We start from the raw sequence: 21,144 nt of genomic DNA on the forward strand, positions 1-21,144 counted from the left end.
TAGATATGGACGTGAGCGTGTCTCTATCAGCTTACCCCTCAAAACAAAGAGAGAAAATAAAAGTCCGCGTGCGGAGGCTTTCGATTGGGGCGGAGAACCGCGACTCTTCTTGGATCAACATATTCGGCAATCCAAAGGCGGTTTTCATCTCTATGGAGAACTTGAAATAGGGGAGGAAGAAGTCAATTCCGCCACCGGCGTCAATACTATAGTCTCGATTCTGAAGCTTAATGATGACATCGCTTTCCACCGCATTGTCAACGTCTTTCTGAGACTGGAGGTCAATACTATACTTACCTCCAATCAAAGCATAGGCAGCTACATTGCCGACTCGGTTAGTCCGAAGCTTAATTAACAGAGGGAAATCAAGGAACACAGACTCCGTACGTTTAAGTAAGATGTCTTGGGTTCCATCCTCCAAGAGGAATCGATAATTCAAACCGCGATCTTGGAAACTCAGTCCGGGAATGAACCGCAAGTGAAAGTTAGGTGTGAGGTCTAATGACGCAAGCAAAGCCAGGTTGAATCCACTTTGACGCACGTTTTCAATACCCAAAAGAGAGTCTTGGAACGTGAAGTCTGGACGATAATCAAAGAAGAAATCACTGGTGTTGGTGCTCAACAAGAACCCAAAGTGATACTTCTTGTAGTCAAACGAAGGCAGGTTCTTCATCTTCACCCCCTGGGCGAAAGCCCCTGAGACGATGGTGAGCAGTAATGCTATGAGAACGATTCGTTTATGCACGGAAGATCAATTGTAGTTACAAGTTAGCAAACGCGAGTTCACTGGCTTTATTACCATCTTTATCTCATAAGGTTACGCCAAAGCAATGAGGCGAGAAGAGAATACGCAATCGCTGTGGCCATCAAAGCAAGCAGGGCCAAGGTCATTTGCACGTACCACTTTCCAAAGAACTCAAACGCTTCTATCGACTTTGCTTTCGCTTCTTCTCGGTCAATTCCAACCAAGTTCGGATTCTCGGCTACCATGGCTTGATAGCTTTCTTCCGTGGCGAAAGATTCCTCGATCTCGCTGCGTGCCTTATCGTTCTTGAGGGCAATGGTGTCTTTAGCGATGGCATAATTGAAGATACCCAATGCTATGATGGCGAAAATGACATACTTCGACGTCGCACGCACCACTGTTTTCAAATCGTCGAGAAAGTGCGATTGTCCTGCTGGAGTGTCTTTGACCTTTCTGCGAATTGTGAACACAGCGATCAAGAGGATGAAGAACAAGTTCATCATCACTCCAGCTGAGACATTCTGTTCAAACGGCAATACGAAGAGTAGCCCCGTTTTCGTCGCCAGCCATAGGCCAACGCAAATAAAGATCAGCTTGTCTATTCCTGTCACAGCGGTTTAGATTATCCGTTCATGGAAATCAAGAACTCCTCGTTGCTCTTGGTGCTTGTGATACGATCCTTGATGAATTCCATTGCTTCCACAGGGTTCATATCAGCCAAGTGCTTACGAAGGATGTGGATACGCATCAACACGTCTTTCTCCAATAGAAGGTCTTCACGACGTGTACCTGAAGCAAGAATGTCAATGGCTGGGTAGATACGACGGTTAGAAATACGACGATCCAACTGGAGTTCCATGTTACCGGTACCCTTGAATTCCTCAAAGATCACTTCATCCATCTTCGAACCAGTTTCAGTCAACGCAGTAGCGATGATTGAAAGAGATCCTCCGTTTTCAATGTTACGAGCAGCACCAAAGAAACGCTTAGGCTTCTGCAATGCATTCGCGTCAACACCCCCCGTAAGTACCTTTCCTGATGCAGGAGATACCGTATTGTATGCACGAGCCAAACGCGTGATCGAGTCAAGAAGGATACATACGTCGTGTCCACACTCTACCATACGCTTTGCTTTCTCCAATACGAGGTTAGCAATCTTCACGTGGCGATCTGCAGGCTCATCGAAGGTAGAAGCAATCACTTCTCCGTTCACACTACGCTTCATGTCTGTCACCTCTTCCGGACGTTCATCGATCAAAAGAACGATCAAATAAACTTCTGGGTGGTTCTTGGCAATGGCATTAGCAACGTCTTTGAGAAGGGTCGTCTTACCAGTCTTTGGCTGTGCTACAAGCATACCACGCTGACCTTTTCCAATAGGAGCGAAGAGGTCCATGATACGCATGCTGACGTTACGTGTGTTATCTGCCAACTTGAAACGCTCATTCGGGAAGAGTGGTGTCAAGAATTTAAATGGAACACGGTCACGCACAAATTCAGGCTTGCGTCCATTGATCTTGTGAACGTTGATCAACGGGAAGTACTTTTCACCATGCTTCGGAGGGCGAACCTCACCAAGGATAGTATCTCCAGTTTGGAGTCCGTAAAGCTTGATTTGTGACTGTGAAACGTAAACGTCATCAGGACTATTCAAGTAGTTGAAGTCTGCTGAACGCAGGAATCCGTATCCATCCTGCATCATTTCTAGCACTCCTTCAGCTTTTACAAGCCCATCGAAGTTGTAACCGTGTTCATCCGGACGAGCGATGTTGCTCTGGCGGTTGCGGTTACGGTCGTTATTTCGTTGACCGTTATTGCGGTCGTTATTTCTTTTATCGTTGTTTCGCTTGTCGTTGCGATCACCGCGATCGTTGCGGTCGTTACGATTATTCGAACGGTTGTCGTTACGCTTATCGTTGCGTCCGTCACCGTCTTTATTGCCTTGTCGACGATCATTGCGATCGTTGTTTCGTCCACGATTGTTGTTCGGCTTTTCGTCTTTAGATTCCGGTGCGTCACCTTCTTTCTTCTCAGCCTGAGGCTTATCTTCGTTTTGTGGTGCGCGCTTACGCGGTTGACGTTCTCTCGGCTTTTGTTCGCTCTTTTCAGCGGCTGGCGCCGATTTATCTCCTTTCAGTGATTTCGTCTTCGTCGGGTTGATCGCTTGTTCGTCAAGGATGATGTAGATCAATTCTTGTTTCTTCAGACGGTCAACTTTCTTAATGTCAAGTCCCTTTGCTATTTCACGCAGTTCAGCAACTTTCTTGCTATTCAACTCAATTATATCAAACATAGAGGGGGTTAAAATGGTACCGGTCTCAGATTTGTGCCGGTGTAATCAGATGTAGTTGGGATTGGTGTCGGATTCGACATCACAATATTACCACTTTTAGATGTGAACGTCACTTTTTCAATTCAATTTTATTAATGGTCATTGTTGATAAGCTGTATTTCGCTTTGAATGAAGGGGTTGTTGGCTAGCGCCGAAGCGTGTAGCTGCAGTATTTAAGGAACTCGTAAATGGTTCTGGAAGACCGATTATCTTTGCCAAAAAGATTCTCATGCTACAGCGTATTCAGACTGTTTATTTGCTTCTTGCCGTGATCTCATTGGTTGTGGTATTCTTCGTAGATATCGCACACTTCACAGATGCCGCGGGCATTGAAAGTGAATTGTCTCTGTACAAGATCACCAAGGGCAATGGAGAAATAGGGAAGGTAGAATACGGAATGCTTCCAGTAGCGCTTATTTCTGTCACTGCAGCGATTCTTTTTGCGACCATTCTTCAATACCGCAATCGCAACGTGCAGTCGAAGATCATCCGCATGTGTTACGTGTTGCTTCTACTTTGTGTAGTGGCAATTTGGTACTTCACAGATCAGAACTACTGGTCTCTTGAGATTGCTGAACCACAATTCTCATACAGCGTAGGGTTCTTCATGCCATTTGTTGCTTTTGCCTTTACATTCCTCGCTAGTCGCGGAATTCGTAAAGATGAGCAGCTCGTGAAGTCGCTAGATCGCATCCGATGAAAAGCTGGAGACAGTACGGTCTAGTTCTACTTTCGTTCTTCTTCTTCGCAGGTGCCTGCCAGGATGAGGAAGGACTTCTTCAATTCAAGCAACTTCTCGACGAACAAAACACACAACTCATCAATGGTGAGCACTTTGCCATTGAGAACTATTTTGATCGTCAAGAATTCCACAAGGGAATGATTATGGAGTGCACAGCGAAAGATAGTGCTCCATACCCCCAGCTTTCAGCTCATGTTGAATCTATGCGTGTAACGCTCAATGAAATGCAAGAAGCACGAGCGGCCTACTACAACTGGGGGAATGATGAACTGACCGCCTTAAGCTCTGAGCGCAAAATCGAGCAAAGCGCTTTTGAAAGCATGGAAACGAAATTCACTGAATCTCAAAAGCAAGCACTAGAAATAGAATCGCGATTCAAGGCAGAACTCCATTCCTACGACAGCATCATTGCCGTGCACGAAATCACTTTTGTCTCCCACGAACTCTATGCTGATTCCCTCTTGGTGCGCATCATGCAATGGGAAGATTCTCTCGAAGCTCAAGGTTCCGCGATAGCGTCTTCAAAACAAACATTGAATCAATTGGGTTGGGACAAACGAAGCGAAGAATACCGCAATGCCTATCAACCCGTTTCTGAAATGCAAGCCAATCACAAGGTGCTGGAATCTACCATCACAGGCTCTCAGAACGCACAAGACCGCTACGTGACTGCACGTCCTACTGATGGATTCTACTACGGTCCCTACATGAACGAACGCCCAGACGTAGATGCCACTGAACGAATCTTCTTGAAACTAGATTCGATCATGAGTGCTTTTAGAAGCTTCGAAGAGCAGTTTCAAGCTCAATTCTGAGGTTTGGCTCTGGGGCCGAGCTCAACCACTTCCATATTGGTAATTTTCCCTTCCTTGATGTCGAAACGTAGAAGTGTACGCGTTTTATGAAAACCATGCACTCCAGCGGCGCCTGGATTGATGTAGAGCAAATCAAAAACAGGATCTTTCGTCACCTTCAAGATATGCGAATGCCCACAGATCAAGACGTCTGGTTTTCTACGACGGATCAATTCCGGGATGCCCTTTGAATAGCGACCCGGTCTGCCAACGATATGTGTCATCCAAAAAGTAATTCCATCAACCACGAAGTGTTGTTCTACAGGGTGAATACGACGTAGTTTATCTCCATCGATGTTCCCATAGACAGCACGCAATGGCTTGAAGCCCTCTAGCGTATCAGAAACTTCAACCGTTCCTATGTCGCCTGCATGCCAGATTTCGTCGCAATTACTGAGGTGATGCAGGATACGGTCATCAATATAACCGTGGGTGTCTGAGAGCAATCCGATTTTCATAACAGTGCGAAGTTAGTAGTCGTGGCAGGATTTTTGAATCTCCACAGGCATGAATGATTACCTTCGGTCCATGCATTGGAGAACACACGCCCTATATTCCGCGCTAGCGATACTATTCACTTGTTTCACAATCATAGTATCAGCTCAGCCTGGAAGGTATTCGATCAGCGATAAGAAATCAATCAAGATGTACGAAGAAGCCGTTTCTGCGTACGAAATGAATCTTGATAGAGAAGCAGAACAGCAGATCAATAAGGCGATTGAGCGTTCTCCTGATTTTGCTGAGGCCTACCTTCTTCGCGCTCAAATCAACAGCGACAAAAAAGACATGCAGGCTTCAATCAATGATCTTAGAGAAGTCACTATTCGCAAGCCAAAGATGTTCCCGCAGACTTTCTTCTTTCTCGGAGATTTGTTGATGAAGGAAAGCGATTATGCTGATGCGAAGATCCAATTCGAAGCATTCCGTAAAATGGGAATTGACGATCCCATGATGAACCAGAAAGCTGATCTCATGATCGCCTCGTGTGATTTTGCGGTAGAGGCTATGGCATCTCCAGTCCCATTTGATCCTGTGAATTTAGGACCAGGAGTCAATTCTGAAGCTCCAGAATACTTCCCTTGTATTACAGCTGATTCACAGACATTCCTATACACAAGACTCGTAAAAGACAACCGAGTCAGAGGAGGGAAGCAAGAGGATTTCTACGTTTCACAGCGTACTAATTCTGGCTGGGGACAAGGAGAACCCGTACGAGAAATTAACTCAGCCTTTAATGAAGGTGCGCCAACTTTAAGTGCTGATGGTCAGATGCTTATCTACACGGCTTGTGAAAGCTACGGAGGCGATTGGGGACCATATTACGGACTAGGAAGCTGCGATCTTTTCGTAGCCCAACGCGTTGGTGGACGATGGATGGAAGTCCAAAATATTCGTCCTATCAACAGCTATGATTGGGACTCTCAGCCATCGTTCAGTGCAGATGGACGTACCCTCTATTTCATTCGTGGAAAGCACACAGGACAAGGCATTCGCAAGCAAGATATTTACTACGCTCAAATCCAAGACGACGGGAATTGGAGTAAGCCGAAACGTATTCCAGGTGAAGTGAATACGCCGTTTGAAGAAGAGTCAGTAATGATTCACCCAGACGGAGAGACGCTCTTCTTCAGCTCCAACGGTCACCCAGGCATGGGAGGCTTGGATATTTTCATGAGTAAGAAACAACCAGATGGTTCCTGGGGAACTCCAGTGAATTTGGGTTACCCAATCAATACCGGAGGAGACGAAAACTCTTTGTTGGTAGATGCTGCCGGTGTTGCAGCTTACTTTGCGAGTGATCGTGAGGGTGGGTACGGAGACCTCGATCTCTACAGCTTCGAGTTGCCTGAGAATGTACGTCCGAAGGCCATTAGCTATGTAACAGGCGAAGTATATGACCGTGTTTCACTCCGTAAACTTCAAGCGAAGGTAGAAGTGATTGACCTTGAATCTGGTCAAGTGGTTACTGAGGCGTACAGCGATCCAGAGACAGGAAGGTTCCTAACAGTGTTGCCTCCTGGGAAAGACTACGCGTTTAATGTGGCTCGTCCTGACTACCTCTTTTTCTCTCAAAACTTCTCACTGAAGAACGTTGAAGCTGGGGAACGCATCGATCTCGATGCTCCACTAGAGAAGATGAAGCCCGGTAGTAAAATTGTCTTGAATAACGTCTTCTTTGACACGAATAGTGATGTGCTCAAAGAGACGTCAAAAGCAGAGCTGAACAAGCTGGCCACGATGATGGAGCAAACTCCGAGCTTGAAAATTGAGATCGGCGGACACACGGATAACGTTGGTTCTGACCAAGATAACCAGAGTCTGTCTGAACGTCGTGCAGCGAGTGTTGTAAGCTACCTCGTTTCAAAGGGCATTGCGCAAGATCGATTGACTTCAGCCGGTTACGGCGAAACGCAACCAGTGGCGTCCAATGAAACGGATGCTGGTCGAGCACAAAACCGTCGTACGGAAATGAAAATTCTCGGCCGCTAATTAGAATTTTCTTCTCACTGAAATCGTACCGTAGTAGTTCGTCTCTGGACTAGGGTTGAAGAATCGACCTCCAAAGGCATTGAATGCGACAAATGATGAGTATTCAGTGTCGAGCAAGTTCTGTACACCTCCAGAGAGTGTCGCCGACCAAGGTCCCATATCGATCAAATCGTGCATTCGCACATCCAAATGCAGGTTCACCAAGTGGTATGAAGCTAACCAAACAGTATTGGCTTCATTCGCCGGCATGCGGTCTGTCCATTGCCAGTTAATGTTCAATCGAACTCCTTGAAGCGCTTCAATCCATAAGTTTGATCCTGACATCGCTAACGCGGAACCGGGTAGGTACTTATCTTCAATTTCGAGCGCAACATGTGGACCAATTTCATCACTGGTTTCGGTCTCAAATTGAAGGTGTTGAAGCGCGCCATTCAACGACAATCCCCAAGCATAGAGACCTTTCTTTCCAACGTAGAAGTTGAAATTCAGTCGACCTTCAAGGCCACGAAGAAGCTGGTCGTTCCCATTCACAAAGAAAGTGCCGGTGCTGTCTTCAAACTCACGAATTCCATTTTGAAGTTGCGTTTGATATGCTCCTAAATCATAGCTCATCCAGTTCTTAACGGAGCCGCGTAGACCAAGGTCAACATTCAACGCTTCTTCTGCCTCTAAGCTTTCAGAGATCACTCCGGTACCTGGATCCAACAATTCAAAGAGGCTAGGAGGGCTGACCCCAGCACTTACCCCAGCGTAGATAGACTGATTCTTCAGGTATTCCACGCTTACGCGGAAGAAGGGAAGGAATCCGTCAAAGTTACGGTCGGTCAATTGCCGAGTCACACTATCTTGAGCAGACTGAATGACGTTTGTGGTGTTGATTGTTCGAAGTGAGTATGTAGCTCCTGTTTGGATGAGAAGCTTCCTGTACTCAGCAAATAGCGTGAGACCTCCAGTGAATTCTTGCGACAGCGTTTCGTTCTCATATCTCAATTCACCGGCCTTACCACCGTCGTTATCAAACTCATCTAGCTGATTGTCTTCACGGGTAAATTCCGTAAATAGTCTTGCTTTTAGCTTGAATGGTTTGTTGTCGATATTGTCGATGAAACGATACTTAAACACGTTTCTGATGCCACCTCCTTGCGCTTTTTCGTCCTTGTAGCCATTGAAGAAGTTTGATGTGCCGTAAGGGTTGATCTTTGAAGTGTTGTTGATGAAGGCACTGGTGGTGTTAGTGAACCTTCTTTTAGTCCAGCGTTGTGATACTCCAATCCGTTGACGTGTACGATTCACATGTGTGTTGTTCTCCACTGCATACGGTCGTGCTTGCCTCGGGTCTTCAGTTGCTTGCTCTTCATTAATCCCTCCTGGGAGCCCCCATTTGCCTTGATATTGAACAGCCCATAATTTGTAGTCGAGTGTGTTATTCAATTTGTACGCAAGCTGCACGTCGAATTGCTGACGTTTATTTGCCTCTTGTTCTCGATAACCTTCTGTTTCTTGGAAGGAATGACTCAGTCGCAAGGCGATATCATCACCTGCAATGTTCAACTCAGAAGCACTTCTAACGTAATTGAAGCTACCTACCGACAATGAGGTTCTCAGGAAGTTCCCTCGGTTGAGAATGTCTGGAGACTTAGCGATGAGTACTCCACCAGTTCCAGCGCCATAGACGCTGGCAGCGCTACCTTTCACAACCACGATTTCACCGATGTTTTGAGGGTCTAGAAGTTCAAGTGATGATTGTCCGTCTGGACTTGTCAATGTGAAATCATCATAGAAGATTTTTACGTTACGCACCGCAAAAGGAGAGCGTAACATCGAACCACGGATGTTGAGTCGACGACTTCCTCCATTTCCTCTTGATTCAAAGCGAACTCCTGGCACGTCATTTAATGCAATCTGAAGAGAGCTCTGATCGCTAGCCGCGAGTTGTTGTGGACGCACCCGTACCGTTGACATGGGGTGGTTGATGGATTCATCTTCGTATGAGATGACTGCCGCTTCAGGAATACTAACGAGCTGTTGGAATCGTGCGGTGAGCTCAAAAGTCTGAGCATTGAGGTCTTCTGCTTTAAGGTCAATGGTCATTGGAACACGTTCCCCATAAGCTCCTCCGACAAAGTCTAGTGTGTCAGTGTAGAAAGCAGTGTTGCTATTTAAGCCACCGAGATAAAGGGTGCTGAAAGAGCTAGATTGACTCCCTTCCGCAAGTACATCAACGTAGAATTCACCTAGTGCATTGGTGTACACAGTGTCTCCAGCAACTTCGAAAACAACGGCTATGCCATTGATGGGTTCACCGCTATCAACATCGATCACTTTGCCAAGAAAGCCCTGCTGAGAATAAGCAAGCCCTCCAATGAGGAGGGCTGCTAGTAAGAGGAAAGTATTTTTAACCATCGATTATTTAACGATGAAAGTCTTCGTTATTGTTCCCGAACCAGAAGTGGCTGAGATGTAGTATTTACCTGCTGGAAGATCTGTTACTGGAAGAACCACTCGGTTCTCTGCAATAACGAAACGCTCGATAATTTGACCTGTAAAGCTGATTAGGTGGAAGCTTGCTCCCAAGAAATCATCTGTAAACTCAATGTTCAAGTTGTCTTGAACTGGGTTAGGGTAGAGCTTTACGTTTTGTCCAAGAACTGGTTGTTCTTCAACACTCAAGTAATCTTCATTGACGAACTCTTTGATGATGTTCGGTCCTTGACCAGGATAGCTAGGTCCGTTCAATGCTACATATACAGCACCTGTATAAGGGTTTACACATACATCACGAACACGTTGGTTGAATTCACTGAAGAACTGATCTTCGCTTTCAATCGCTGTACCGTCATCACTCATGTGCAATACTGAAAGTCGCTCGTAGTTCGCTCCTAATCCACCAAGCACCGCCATCAGTACACTGTTCTGCCATTCTGGAATAGCAGGGTGATTGTAATACTCAATTCCATTTACAGCGATACAAGGTGACCATACTTGAAGTGGCTCGCGGACATCTAGATCTGCACAAGGACCAGCTTCACCAGCTTGGTCACAGAATCCTTCAACGTCAGGCCATCCGTAGTTACGTCCTGGTTCGATGATGTTAAACTCATCATTTGTTGATTGTCCATGCTCTGAAGAATAGATCAATCCATTTGGACCGAGACACAATCCTTGAGAGTTACGGTGTCCCATGCTGTATACCAATGATGTAGGGTCAGGGTTGTCAGCAGGAATAGTACCGTCGAGGTTCATGCGGAGCACCTTTCCGGCAATGTCGTTTTCATCCTGAGAACTCGCACCACCGTCTCCGGTATCACCAGTCGTCATCATGAGCGTGTTATCTGGAAGAATAAGGATTCGGGAACCATTGTGAATACCACCACCAGGAATATTATCTAGAATTACTTCTTCGTTCACCAATTCTGAACCATTCCACTCGAAAGAGCTCAATTGCTCAGAGACATTCCAACCACCACCAGTGTTGTAGACGATGAACATTTTTGGTTCATTCGCCCAATCAGGGTGAGCTGCCATACCAAGCATTCCTGGTTCTCCAGAACCGTTGTTTGGAATGAGGTTGGTCAAGTCAAGTACTGTGGTGTAATTCCCTGTTGCTGGATCGATGCGAAGTACACGTCCGCGGCGTTCTGTTGCCCAGATGTAATCGTCAGGACCCCAGAGGATCTCCCAAGGAACTTGAACCCCGGTAACCAGGTCGTATTCTGTGAGGGTTGTACTTCCAACTTCCCAAGTGTCTTGAGAATAAGAAGAAACGCTGACAAAAGCCGCCAGCACAGTGAGTAAGAACTTATTCATGGTTTCAAAATTGCTCGACTAATGTACGAACGATTCCGCGCTAGCGAAAGCACCGAATAAGTTCAAGTTGGAAAGCTTCTAATGGCAACCACCTACGTTCCCGGTCATAAGATCTAAACCAGGTGAGAGGTAGGGGATATCAAGGTCCATTCCGCGTACGAGAAGCAAGATGCCGAGAGAGGCCATTAACCAAGGTGCTATGCGGTTCAAGCTTTTCTGAGCGAAGCCAACGCGATCTTTGATCAGATGAAGCAAGAGCAAGCTCACTGCCGTGCCTGTTCCAAATAACATCATGAAGAGCGCACCACCAGCAAAGGAACCCGTGGTTAAAGCTCCAGCAAGTGCGACGAAGATGGCTCCACATGGTAACAAGGCATTGACAGCACCCAGGAACACCCATGAGAATACATCTTCACGCTGTAGTTGTTTGAAAAGGGAAGAGCGAGTGTGTCCCAGCCATTTGGCCAACGGCCCTGTGAACTTCATTTTGTGGACCAGCGCAGGAACGAGGGCAAAGACTATCATGGCTATGCCTCCAAAGATGGCTACAGAACGTTGCCAAGTGAAGAGCTCAATCCCGTTAGCGATCAGCCCAGCAATGCTTCCTAAGACGCCATAGACTACAATCCGACCCAAGTGATAGTTGAATCTGTTAAACCATCTGCGTGAAGCTGATTTGTTTCCACCGGGAAGTGCGAGAACCAAAGGGCCACACATGCCAAGACAATGGAGTGAACTGGCTAAGCCTAATATGAGTCCTGCCCACAGCATTATTTCAGTTCGATCTCTTGTTCGAAATAATAATTCGTCCCGTTCATTTCCCAATGTACTTGAACCTCATACCATCCTGGGTTAAGTCCAGTTGTTGGTAGTCCGAAGGTGCCGGCTACTTCGTTGGTCCATTCGGCCTCGCGGTCACCAAGCTTTGAAGCTGGACTGTACAACTTGATCTTCCCTGAGGTCAATGTGTTGTCATCGTTCAATACAACAGCAACTTGCTGATGGTCGATGATGACTTCTGGTTCGATTCCCGCGTTAGCGAGATTCTGCATACGATCTAATTGCTCTTGATAAGCGAGTTCTTGCTCGTAGTAGTTCTCAGCTACCAAGTCAAAATCGACACTAAATGCCTGAATGGTGAGGTAGCTCATGAAAATGATGAAACCTATAATGAATAGTGTGATTCCGTGTCCCCAAGTGAATTTCATAATCTACTGTTTAAATGGTCCGATGAAGTTTGTTTTGACGGTTTCGATGAGTCGTTCACCGTCATAAATACCCACTTCGACCTTGTTCTTCGTTCCGTCCAAATTGTCACCGTGAATGCGGATGAAGAAGACACCTTCTGCCATGCCTTGTTGTTCGACGAGTGGATTGGCTCCTACCATTTCAATGGTTGCGGTAGGGGTGTGTGATTTAAAAGTGACCGGCATGTCAAAATTGGTCTTATTGACAATGGTGAAGTTGTAAAGGTTGGTGAAGTAGCCGTTGTCTTCTTTTTCGTAAAGCATTCCAGGAGTGCGCAATACGCTTGTCTCCACTTCTGAGCGTAAGATCAATAGACCTGTCATGACCACTATAAGAATCCCCAGCACTACGGTGTATGCCTTCGCTCTTTTTGTGAGAGAGAAGGTCTTGTTCTCAGTGATTTGGTTTTCGCTAGCGTAGCGGATAAGACCACGATCAAGTCCGATCTTATCCATAATGTGATCACAGGCATCGATACAAGCCGTACAGTTAATGCACTCCAATTGAGTTCCGTTACGAATGTCAATACCGGTAGGACAAACAGCTACACAAGCGTTGCAATCGATGCAATCACCTTTGCCAGCAGCCGAACGATCTTCGTTTTTACGGAATTTCGAACGGTTCTCACCTCGTACATGATCGTAAGCGATGACCACAGAGTCTCGATCTAAGAGCACTCCTTGAAGGCGACCGTAAGGACAAATGGTTGTGCACACCTGTTCGCGAAGGCGCATGAATACTCCGAAGAAGATACCTGTGAAAATGAGAAGTCCTGAGAGTCCAGCAACGTGTTGTGAAGGATCGTCGGTAATGATTTCAATCAACTTCTCTGAGCCAATGAAGTACGCTAGAAAGGTGTTAGCGATCAGGAAGCTAATAGCGAAGAATATGACGTTCTTCAGCACCTTCTTCCTGATCTTTTCCTTCGTCCATGGTCCTTTGTTGAGCTTTTTCTGGTGACTGGCATCTCCTTCAATCCAATATTCAATCCGACGGAAAACCATCTCCATGAATATGGTTTGTGGGCACACCCAACCGCAGAAGATCCTTCCATATACAACCGTGAACACGATGATGAAAACCACCAAGGTGATCATGGCTAATAGGAAAAGATGTGTGTCCTGGGGCCAAAATACTTGCCCCAGGATCACAAATTTTCGATTCATGACGTCGAGTAGAAGCAGGGGATTGCCTCCGATTCGAATGAATGGCGCAGCAAAGAGGAGGGCTAACAAACCGTAGCTCACCCATTTGCGGGCATCAAAGAATCGTCCGCCAGGTTTCTTTGGGTATAACCATACCCGCTTACCCTGTTCGTCGACAGTTGAGATGGCGTCTCGGAAGCTATTCTCCGGATTCTCCGTCATGGTTTTCTTATTCGATCGCGCTGATCAATTCTTCTGTATCTGGATCTTCCGTTTCAGGTGTTTCCGCTTTTTCAACTTCTTCACCTTCAGGAACTGCTGGGTCTACGAAATCACCTTGAGGGTCTTTCGCGTCTGCAGGGTTTGTGCCTTGCATTGATAGGATATAGGTAGCCACGTTCTGGATCTGAACAGGCGTCAAATCCGCCTTCCATGATTTCATACCCTTTGTTGGGATACCGTATTTAATGGTCTTGAATACATCCTTGATAGAACCGCCGTGTAGCCAGTATGCATCGGCTAGGTTTGGTCCGTTCTTACCTCCGAGGTCTTCACGGTGACAGGTCACACAGTTCTTGTTAAAGACTGCCTTTCCTTGAGCGATGCGGTCATCGGCTAAGACATAGCTCACAGACGTTTCATCCACGTTGGTTGCCATACGAGCGAGGTAAGCTTCTACTTCAGCTTCGCCTTCTTCAATGGCAATGGCAAGTTCTTCCTGGGGAAGAGCCCCTGTCTTTGTCACGTGGAAGTGAATGAGGTAGAAGACTCCAAAGACAATCGAAACGTAGAACCCCCATTTCCACCAAGGCGGAAGGTTGTTGTCTAGTTCTCGAATACCGTCGTAGTTGTGGTTGAGAAGGATGTCTTTCTCATCCTTAATCTCACGGTGGTCGTTGAGTTTTCTCCAAATCACTTCCCAAGCAGGAGTGCGTTCTTCTTCTGGTACATACGCTGGTTCAGCGACGTTGTCTAGTCCTGCAATTTTCTTGGTAAGTCCTCGTAGAATGCGCACTTGGATCAATGCGAAGAACATGAGGAAGAGATTCACCGTGGCAAAGCCCCAGAATGCCGTGTCAGACATATTGAAGAGGGGTTCCGCTTCCGCGCTAGCGTCTTGAGCAAACGCCGTTGAAGAAACCAATAGAAGAAGAATAGCTGAGGTCACTTCTTTAGAGGGTTTCCAAAGACTCTTAGTTTCAGCCAAGTTCTTGATGGTAGAGTTGACCATCAGGATAATCATGGTAAAGAAGGCTGCGGTGGTCATAAAGATCCCGAGCCAGATGTCATCTCCTAAACCGAAGTGGGTTCCTTGAGGAGCTTGTTCCACAACAGTGGTAGCGGCTTCTTGAGCCAGAACCAAACCGGGCATGGCGCCAAGAAGGACAGTGGTAATGAGGCTAGTTGCTGCTTTCATGTTATTGGTTTTGACGAGGTTGAACAGGTTCTTCACTTAAAGGCATGTTTGACATGTCTTCTACATGTGCTTTCTTCATTTTGAACACGTGAACGAATAGCCCAAGGAAGAAGATGAAGAAGATCAGAAATGAGATCAACGGAAAGAGTTCGATGCCGTCAATCGTGGTCATATGATGTTTGATGAATTTCAGCATGATCTCTTAGTTTGCGGCGCTTTCGCTGCCTTGGTTAGATTCGGTGAACTCAGGATTGCTGATGTCAGTTCCTAGGCGTTGGAGGTAGGCAATCAAGGCGATGATTTCCATGTTCTCACTAATCTCTAGGTCGTCTTCAGCAAGACTAGCTTGGATCCCTCTTGCTTGTGCTTGGAGGTCAGCTACCGCTTGAGTTTCGTAGCCTTCTTCGTAAGGCACACCCAAGGTGCGCATCACAGAGATCTTCTTCTCCGTATCGTCCATGCTTAGCTCGTTTTCAAAGAGCCATGGGTAAGGAGGCATCAATGATCCCGGAGACATAGTTCGCGGATCGAGCATGTGGTGGAAGTGCCATGAATCAGGGTACTTATTACCTACACGGTGCAAGTCTGGTCCGGTACGCTTACTACCCCATAGGAATGGGTGATCATAAACGAACTCACCGGCCTTTGAATACTCACCGTATCGAGCTACCTCATCACGGAAAGGTCTGATCATCTGGGAGTGACAGTTATTACAACCTTCACGGATGTAGATGTCTCGTCCTTCTAGTTCAAGAGGTGTGTATGGCTGCACCGCATTAATGGTCGGCACATTCTCACTGATCAACATGGTTGGGATGATTTCAACGATACCACCGATGAGGATGACCACCAAACTTCCGACAAGCATCTGTACAGGACGACGCTCAATCCAACGGTGCCAGTTCTCACCTGCGTGGCTTTTGTACTTGCCTTCAAGCGCAGGAGCTTCCGCATCTTCGTTGGCAACGAAGCTTCCAACTTTCACAGTCTTCACAACGTTGTACACCATCAAGAGCGCACCAATCAGGAAGAGCGTTCCTCCAAATGCACGCATCGCGTACATCGGCTTCAACTGGATTACTGTTTCCAAGAAGTTCGGGTAGAGGAGCATTCCTTCCGGACGGAACTGTTTCCACATCAATGCTTGAGTGAATCCAGCCCAGTACATCGGCAATGCGTAGAATAGGATACCGAGGGTGCCAATCCAGAAGTGAACGTTCGCAAGGCGCTTGCTGTGAAGCTTCGTGTTGAACAACTTCGGAATCAAGAAGTACACCATACCGAAGGTGAGGAATCCATTCCATCCCAATCCACCAATGTGCACGTGGGCGATGGTCCAGTCAGTGTAGTGTGAGATCGCGTTTACGTTCTTCAATGAGAGAAGAGGACCTTCAAGGGTAGACATACCGTAACATGTCACGGCTACCACGAAGAACTTCAAGATCGGTTCATCACGTACTTTATCCCAAGCACCTCGAAGAGTAAGTAGTCCGTTCAACATACCACCCCAAGACGGAGCGATAAGCATCAAAGAGAATACGGTTCCAAGTGATTGTGCCCAGTCTGGAAGCGCTGTGTACAATAGGTGGTGAGGACCTGCCCAGATGTAAATGAAAATCAAGGCCCAGAAGTGAATGATCGACAAACGGTAAGAGTAAACCGGTCTTCCTGAAGCCTTAGGGATGAAGTAGTACATCAATCCCAGGTAAGGAGTTGTAAGGAAGAAGGCTACCGCATTGTGACCATACCACCATTGTACCAAGGCATCTTGAACACCTGCATATGCTGAGTAACTCTTCAAGAAGTTAACCGGCATTTCAAATGAGTTGAAGATGTGAAGTACGGCGACCGTCACGAAAGTGGCGATGTAGAACCAAATGGCTACGTAAAGGTGACGCTCGCGACGCTTGAGAATGGTAGCGAACATGTTCCAACCGAAGACTACCCAGATACCTGCGATGGCGATATCAATCGGCCACTCTAGTTCTGCGTACTCTTTTCCAGAGGTGATACCCAAGGGAAGCGTCAGTGCGGCAGAAACAATGATCAGCTGCCAACCCCAGAAGTTGATTCTGGAGAGCTTATCGCTCCACATTCGTGTTTTGAGGAGACGCTGCAGAGAGTAATAAACTCCAGCAAAAATTCCGTTCCCAACGAACGCGAAGATCACCGCGTTGGTGTGGAGTGGACGAATTCGGCCGAAAGTAAGCCAGCTTGTTCCGAAGTTCATCTCTGGGATGAAGATTTGGAGAGCGGCAATTACCCCGACCAACATACCTACAACGCCCCATAGGATGGTGGCGAAGAGGAACATTTTTACGATCTGGTTATCGTATGAAAACTTCTCAAGCTTCATGATTATTTGTTTTCGCAGATTGGTTTGGTGTGTTGTCGTTTAGAATGCGGATCGAAGGCGTCACATCGTCTTCGTATTGTCCGGAGCGCATGGCCCAAAGGAAGGCTCCAAGAAACCCTCCGGCAAGTATGAGACTAGCTCCTATCAAGATGAAAATGACTTCCATTCAAATCAGTTTTGAACAAAGGTCAGACTGAATGAAAGGGAGGGAGGTGACGGCAGTCACGGTCAACTCTGACAATTGTCAGGAAAATGTCACAGCCTGTTATTGACGGAGCTTTCGGAAGTGTAGGTGACTGCTGAAAACGGTGAAAAGAACCACCGTGACACTACTTGCAGGCATTAGAATTGCAGCTACAAGAGGAGTGAGTAAACCTTGGATGGCAAAGGCGATTCCAATCGCGTTGTAGACGAATGAAATAACGAAGCTCCATCGGACAGTTCGCATTGCTTTTTGAGCGTACTCCAAGAAGTTGTGAAACTGGTTCAATGCACCTGCGTGAAGAATAGCATCGCATGCAGGAGAGAAGGCATACAAGTCGTCGACGACAGCAATACCCATGTCTGCTGCTTTCAGGGCACCGGCATCGTTCAGTCCGTCACCAACCATGGCCACATAGGCTTCATCACTATGCAATGATTGAACGAACTCCATTTTTCCTTCAGGCGTTTGTTCGAAGTGCATTTGACCCTTGTTGAAGAATGGCGAATATCTCGGAGCTTCAGAAGCGTTGTCACCACTCAATAGATGGATATTGAACGAGGTGCGTAAAGTCTTTAGCTCAGTTTCGAGTCCTTGACGAATCGGCTTGTCAAAAGAGAAACAGCCGAGGTGCTCTCCATCAATCATTACATGGACTTGTGAGCCAGAAAGATCTGCCATTGGTACTTTTAACCAAGAGGCGCTTCCCACTTGAATATGGTGTTGGTCAATCTGACATTCGATGCCTTTGCCTTCATACTCTATGAATAGTGAAGCTCTGAGGCGTGAATCTTTGAATTGCTTACTCAATGCTCTGCTCAAAGGGTGGGCACTTTGATCGACGAGTGTTAGTACTAGTGAACGTTGATAGTCTGAGAGGTTATCACCGTGCCACTCAATTTGATAGTCGTTAGCCCGTGTGAGGGTGCCAGTTTTATCGAACACCAAGTGCTTGAGTTTACCCATGCGCTCTATCACACGTGTATTCTTCAAGTAAAGACCTGCTTTACCCATAAGGCGCATGGTACTTCCCAAAGTGAAAGGCAAGGTGAGCGCAAGGGCACACGGACAAGCAACGATCAAGGTTGCGGTAAGTGCATTCCAGGCAATAGATTCATTAATAGGATACCAGTAAGCGAAAGCTCCAATGGCAATGGTCAATACAATCCAAGTAAAGTGCTTTGAAATGCGATTCACCGGATCTTCAATGCTGCTTTTCTGGTCTTTTTGAAAGGTCTCGCTATTCCAAAGTCTGGTGAGCTTTGACTGCTCTACTTCCTTGCTCACTGCCAGTGTGATAGAAGCACCCATTTGTCGTCCACCAGCTTGAATGGCTTCACCTTGATTGACAATAATGGGTTCACTTTCACCGGTAACAAAGCTGTAGTCAATGCGCGCGCGTTCTGAGAGTAGGATACTATCAGCTGGAATAATCTCTTTGTGGTGAATGATGATCTCATCTCCGATTTCAAGATCACTAATAGGTACGAATGCTTCATCCTCAGTATTTCGTTGCACCGCAATAGGGAAGTAGCTCTTATAGTCTCGGTCATAAGAGAGTGCGCCGTATGTTCTTGCCTGATACCACTTACCAATTAGTAGAAAGAAGACGAGTCCGGCGAGTGAGTCGAAATATCCAGCCCCTGAATTAGTCAACACCTCAATGCTTGAGCGGAAGAAGATGGCGAGCATACCAATGCTCACAGGCACGTCAATATTGACTGTGCGATTGCGAATGGCTGTCCAAGCGCTGACCAGATACGCTCGGCCACTGTACAAGATGACTGGGAAGGCAAGTAGGAAATTCAAGATCATGAACCACCGCTTGAACTTCTCTTCCACAGCTTCTCCTCCGAGGTATTCTGGAAAACTGAACAGCATAATGTTTCCGAAACAGAATCCAGCAACGCCGATTTGAGTCACCAACTTTCTAGATCGTTTCTTCGAGGCGTCTTTTTTCTCTTGACGAATCTCTGGCGGATAACCAACACGGGCTAACAACGTAGCCAAAGCGCTAGGTGCCAGTGTATCTTCTTTAAACAGCACCCTTAGTTCCTTTCGCGGGTAATTGACCTCGCTCCTCAGGATACCTTCGTGTTTCAAATGCAGCTGTTCTAGAAACTGAACGCAGGAAGCACAGTTGATATCAGCTAAGAAGAAAACAGCGGTGGAGGTACCGTCGGCATTCATTTTCAGATATCGAGATCGATAATCCTCCAAGTCGAGATAGCTGAAGTTTGTCGCATCAATGCTTTCGTCTACTTCAGGAATCGTACACTCGTCATCAATACCGTGAATCAGCTCATGTACGCGCAAACAACCGTTGCAACAGTAAACATCATTTCCCTTGAGTACAGGTGATGGTGCATCCTTTCCGCAGTGCACACATTCGAGTACGGGCGCTTGCTTGGTCATCCTAGAGGTTTGAGCTGTACTTTAATTCTGATGTGGCGAAAGAGATATTCGGGTCGAATAAGCTGCACACACTTCTCAAGAACATGCGAGCTTTTTCGTTCACAACGATCCGATTTCCTTCAATAGAGATGATTTCATCAGACACTAATTGTGACAAAAGGTTTCCTGTTCCTTTCGCTAGCGCGGAATCGAGCGGTGTTTCCATGTGGCACATGATGTCAAGAATCTTCTTACGAACGATTCGGTCTTGCTCCGAAAAGCGATGACCGTTGACGAAGAGTGATGCTCCTTGGTACAGCTTCTCGCGGTAGTTCTCGACTACCTTATCGTTTTGAGCAAATCCGAGGCTCGATTCTGAAATAGAAGACACTCCTAATCCAATCATCAGGTCAGCATGCTGCTCTGTGTACCCCATGAAATTTCGGTGCAGTTCTTTGCGATCCGCGGCAATGGATAGATTGTCTTCTGGAAGAGCAAAGTGGTCCATTCCGATGGATCGGTATCCTGCATTTTCGAATTGTATTCTGCCCATTTCCGCGCTAGCGAAACGAACAGCAGGAGAAGGAAGATCAAGCTCTGAATACCTCCGCTGGCCTTTAGCAACCCACGGCACATGGGCATAACCGTAGAAAGCAACTCTGTCAGGACGAAGCTTCAAGACCTCTTCAATGTCTTTTTTGACGAGATCTTCAGTTTGATGAGGTAGTCCGTAAAGGATATCGAAGTTCACTGATTCATAGCCGATTTCACGGGCCATTTCGGTGATCTTCTGAACCTCTTCAAATGGCTGAATGCGATTGATCAGGAACTGAACTTTCGGGTCTAATGATTGCACCCCAAGACTAATTCGTCTGAACCCAAGATTATAGAGCGTCACGAGCTGCTCTTTGGTCGTGAAACTCGGATGAACTTCAATTGACCAACCGGTGTCAGGTAGGGCGCTCGTGTTATTCAGAATCGCCGAAATGAGGCGATCAAGATTGGATGCGGAAAAGAAAGTGGGAGTTCCGCCACCTAGATGGAGCTCAGCAATTGAAGGCGTATCCGGCAACACATGGCGGTAGCGTTTCCATTCACTGATGAGGTCTTTGATATATGGGGCTTCAACCTGATGGTTGACCGTAATACGTTTGTTGCAACCGCAGTAAGTGCAGAGCTTTTCACAAAACGGGAGGTGCATGTATAGAGCCAATCCATTTTGACTGTTCGCTGCATCTTCCTCGATGCTTTTGAACCAATCAAATTCAGTGGGCTGCCCATTCCATTCAGGAACGGGAGGGTAGCTGGTATAGCGAGGAACGCGTTGGCTGTACTTTTGTACAAGTGTGTAATCGAACTTCATAATGCGCAATTGAGCGCAAGTTCGGAGGAAGGTCTCTCGAGAGAACTGA

Annotated in this window: 18 protein-coding genes; 3 read left to right on the forward strand and 15 right to left on the reverse strand. The window is 46.7% G+C overall.

From position 1 onward, the window contains the following. Positions 1-31: 31 nt before the first annotated feature. Genes porT through rho form a run of 3 tightly spaced genes read right to left on the reverse strand, consistent with a single transcriptional unit; the run spans position 32 to position 3,038 of the window. A complete protein-coding gene (gene porT, locus RA156_RS06010) occupies positions 32-745 on the reverse strand; it encodes a type IX secretion/gliding motility protein PorT/SprT (protein ID WP_306643655.1) in 714 nt (237 codons plus the stop codon). Between the two features lie 59 nt (positions 746-804). Then, positions 805-1,356, reverse strand: coding sequence for a hypothetical protein (locus tag RA156_RS06015; protein WP_306643656.1), 552 nt, complete (start codon positions 1,354-1,356; stop codon positions 805-807). An 11-nt stretch (positions 1,357-1,367) separates the two neighbouring features. After that, positions 1,368-3,038, reverse strand: a complete 1,671-nt coding sequence (gene rho / locus RA156_RS06020; RefSeq protein WP_306643657.1) for a transcription termination factor Rho — start codon at positions 3,036-3,038, stop codon at positions 1,368-1,370. Between the two features lie 268 nt (positions 3,039-3,306). Between rho and RA156_RS06025 the strand changes: the two genes are divergently transcribed. Both RA156_RS06025 and RA156_RS06030 read left to right on the forward strand, forming a co-directional pair. Then, positions 3,307-3,777: a DUF4293 domain-containing protein gene (locus RA156_RS06025; protein ID WP_306643658.1), complete on the forward strand. Its 471-nt coding sequence runs from the start codon at positions 3,307-3,309 to the stop codon at positions 3,775-3,777. Then, positions 3,774-4,634, forward strand: coding sequence for a hypothetical protein (locus tag RA156_RS06030; protein WP_306643659.1), 861 nt, complete (start codon positions 3,774-3,776; stop codon positions 4,632-4,634). Before RA156_RS06025 ends, RA156_RS06030 begins: the two co-directional genes overlap by 4 nt. On the opposite strand, the gene RA156_RS06035 is transcribed toward RA156_RS06030, so the two are convergent. Then, positions 4,625-5,131, reverse strand: a complete 507-nt coding sequence (locus RA156_RS06035) for a metallophosphoesterase family protein (protein WP_306643660.1) — start codon at positions 5,129-5,131, stop codon at positions 4,625-4,627. The two genes, RA156_RS06030 and RA156_RS06035, sit on opposite strands and share 10 nt — an antisense overlap. A 70-nt stretch (positions 5,132-5,201) precedes the next feature. Here RA156_RS06035 and RA156_RS06040 point away from each other — a divergent pair, with 70 nt between their 5' ends. Next, entirely contained in the window at positions 5,202-7,163 is a 1,962-nt protein-coding gene (locus tag RA156_RS06040) for an OmpA family protein (RefSeq protein WP_306643661.1), read from the forward strand. Here the strand turns inward: RA156_RS06040 and RA156_RS06045 are convergent, their stop codons facing one another. The 11 genes from RA156_RS06045 to hemN form a co-directional block, all read right to left on the reverse strand. Beyond that, the gene (locus RA156_RS06045; RefSeq protein WP_306643662.1) at positions 7,164-9,566 is read right to left on the reverse strand and encodes a TonB-dependent receptor; all 2,403 of its coding nucleotides are present in this window, start codon (positions 9,564-9,566) and stop codon (positions 7,164-7,166) included. A 3-nt stretch (positions 9,567-9,569) separates the two neighbouring features. Further along, positions 9,570-10,970, reverse strand: coding sequence for a PQQ-dependent sugar dehydrogenase (locus tag RA156_RS06050; protein WP_306643663.1), 1,401 nt, complete (start codon positions 10,968-10,970; stop codon positions 9,570-9,572). A 78-nt stretch (positions 10,971-11,048) separates the two neighbouring features. Next, complete coding sequence (locus RA156_RS06055) at positions 11,049-11,741, reverse strand: sulfite exporter TauE/SafE family protein (protein ID WP_306643664.1); 693 nt, start codon at positions 11,739-11,741, stop codon at positions 11,049-11,051. Then, positions 11,741-12,178, reverse strand: a complete 438-nt coding sequence (locus RA156_RS06060; protein ID WP_306643665.1) for a FixH family protein — start codon at positions 12,176-12,178, stop codon at positions 11,741-11,743. The genes RA156_RS06055 and RA156_RS06060 overlap by 1 nt, the downstream gene beginning before the upstream one ends. A 3-nt stretch (positions 12,179-12,181) precedes the next feature. After that, complete coding sequence (ccoG, locus tag RA156_RS06065; protein ID WP_306643666.1) at positions 12,182-13,585, reverse strand: cytochrome c oxidase accessory protein CcoG; 1,404 nt, start codon at positions 13,583-13,585, stop codon at positions 12,182-12,184. A 7-nt stretch (positions 13,586-13,592) separates the two neighbouring features. Further along, the gene (locus RA156_RS06070) at positions 13,593-14,780 is read right to left on the reverse strand and encodes a cbb3-type cytochrome c oxidase N-terminal domain-containing protein (RefSeq protein ID WP_306643667.1); all 1,188 of its coding nucleotides are present in this window, start codon (positions 14,778-14,780) and stop codon (positions 13,593-13,595) included. 1 nt (position 14,781) lies between these two features. After that, positions 14,782-14,976, reverse strand: coding sequence for a CcoQ/FixQ family Cbb3-type cytochrome c oxidase assembly chaperone (locus tag RA156_RS06075; RefSeq protein ID WP_306643668.1), 195 nt, complete (start codon positions 14,974-14,976; stop codon positions 14,782-14,784). A 6-nt stretch (positions 14,977-14,982) separates the two neighbouring features. After that, on the reverse strand, positions 14,983-17,136 hold the full coding sequence (gene ccoN / locus RA156_RS06080) for a cytochrome-c oxidase, cbb3-type subunit I (protein WP_306643669.1): 2,154 nt from the start codon (positions 17,134-17,136) through the stop codon (positions 14,983-14,985). Beyond that, positions 17,126-17,302, reverse strand: a complete 177-nt coding sequence (gene ccoS, locus RA156_RS06085) for a cbb3-type cytochrome oxidase assembly protein CcoS (protein WP_306643670.1) — start codon at positions 17,300-17,302, stop codon at positions 17,126-17,128. Before ccoS ends, ccoN begins: the two co-directional genes overlap by 11 nt. A gap of 99 nt (positions 17,303-17,401) precedes the next feature. Beyond that, positions 17,402-19,753 carry a heavy metal translocating P-type ATPase gene (locus RA156_RS06090; RefSeq protein ID WP_306643671.1) on the reverse strand — a complete coding sequence of 784 codons (2,352 nt, stop codon included), beginning with the start codon at positions 19,751-19,753 and terminating at the stop codon, positions 17,402-17,404. Position 19,754: 1 nt separating this feature from the next. Further along, the gene (gene hemN / locus RA156_RS06095) at positions 19,755-21,095 is read right to left on the reverse strand and encodes an oxygen-independent coproporphyrinogen III oxidase (protein WP_306643672.1); all 1,341 of its coding nucleotides are present in this window, start codon (positions 21,093-21,095) and stop codon (positions 19,755-19,757) included. Between the last annotated feature and the right edge of the window lie 49 nt (positions 21,096-21,144).

Source organism: Sanyastnella coralliicola (assembly GCF_030845195.1).
Taxonomy (GTDB): domain Bacteria; phylum Bacteroidota; class Bacteroidia; order Flavobacteriales_D; family Sanyastnellaceae; genus Sanyastnella; species Sanyastnella coralliicola.

What these genes read in the sequence shown, in the direction of transcription:
- rho (WP_306643657.1), bottom strand. Translation starts at nt 3,038, where the DNA reads ATGTTTGATATAATTGAGTTGAATAGCAAGAAAGTTGCTGAACTGCGT.
- RA156_RS06025 (WP_306643658.1), top strand. Translation starts at nt 3,307, where the DNA reads ATGCTACAGCGTATTCAGACTGTTTATTTGCTTCTTGCCGTGATCTCA.
- RA156_RS06030 (WP_306643659.1), top strand. Translation starts at nt 3,774, where the DNA reads ATGAAAAGCTGGAGACAGTACGGTCTAGTTCTACTTTCGTTCTTCTTC.
- RA156_RS06035 (WP_306643660.1), bottom strand. Translation starts at nt 5,131, where the DNA reads ATGAAAATCGGATTGCTCTCAGACACCCACGGTTATATTGATGACCGT.
- RA156_RS06040 (WP_306643661.1), top strand. Translation starts at nt 5,202, where the DNA reads ATGCATTGGAGAACACACGCCCTATATTCCGCGCTAGCGATACTATTC.
- RA156_RS06045 (WP_306643662.1), bottom strand. Translation starts at nt 9,566, where the DNA reads ATGGTTAAAAATACTTTCCTCTTACTAGCAGCCCTCCTCATTGGAGGG.
- RA156_RS06050 (WP_306643663.1), bottom strand. Translation starts at nt 10,970, where the DNA reads ATGAATAAGTTCTTACTCACTGTGCTGGCGGCTTTTGTCAGCGTTTCT.
- RA156_RS06055 (WP_306643664.1), bottom strand. Translation starts at nt 11,741, where the DNA reads ATGCTGTGGGCAGGACTCATATTAGGCTTAGCCAGTTCACTCCATTGT.
- RA156_RS06060 (WP_306643665.1), bottom strand. Translation starts at nt 12,178, where the DNA reads ATGAAATTCACTTGGGGACACGGAATCACACTATTCATTATAGGTTTC.
- ccoG (WP_306643666.1), bottom strand. Translation starts at nt 13,585, where the DNA reads ATGACGGAGAATCCGGAGAATAGCTTCCGAGACGCCATCTCAACTGTC.
- RA156_RS06070 (WP_306643667.1), bottom strand. Translation starts at nt 14,780, where the DNA reads ATGAAAGCAGCAACTAGCCTCATTACCACTGTCCTTCTTGGCGCCATG.
- RA156_RS06075 (WP_306643668.1), bottom strand. Translation starts at nt 14,976, where the DNA reads ATGCTGAAATTCATCAAACATCATATGACCACGATTGACGGCATCGAA.
- ccoN (WP_306643669.1), bottom strand. Translation starts at nt 17,136, where the DNA reads ATGAAGCTTGAGAAGTTTTCATACGATAACCAGATCGTAAAAATGTTC.
- ccoS (WP_306643670.1), bottom strand. Translation starts at nt 17,302, where the DNA reads ATGGAAGTCATTTTCATCTTGATAGGAGCTAGTCTCATACTTGCCGGA.
- RA156_RS06090 (WP_306643671.1), bottom strand. Translation starts at nt 19,753, where the DNA reads ATGACCAAGCAAGCGCCCGTACTCGAATGTGTGCACTGCGGAAAGGAT.
- hemN (WP_306643672.1), bottom strand. Translation starts at nt 21,095, where the DNA reads ATGAAGTTCGATTACACACTTGTACAAAAGTACAGCCAACGCGTTCCT.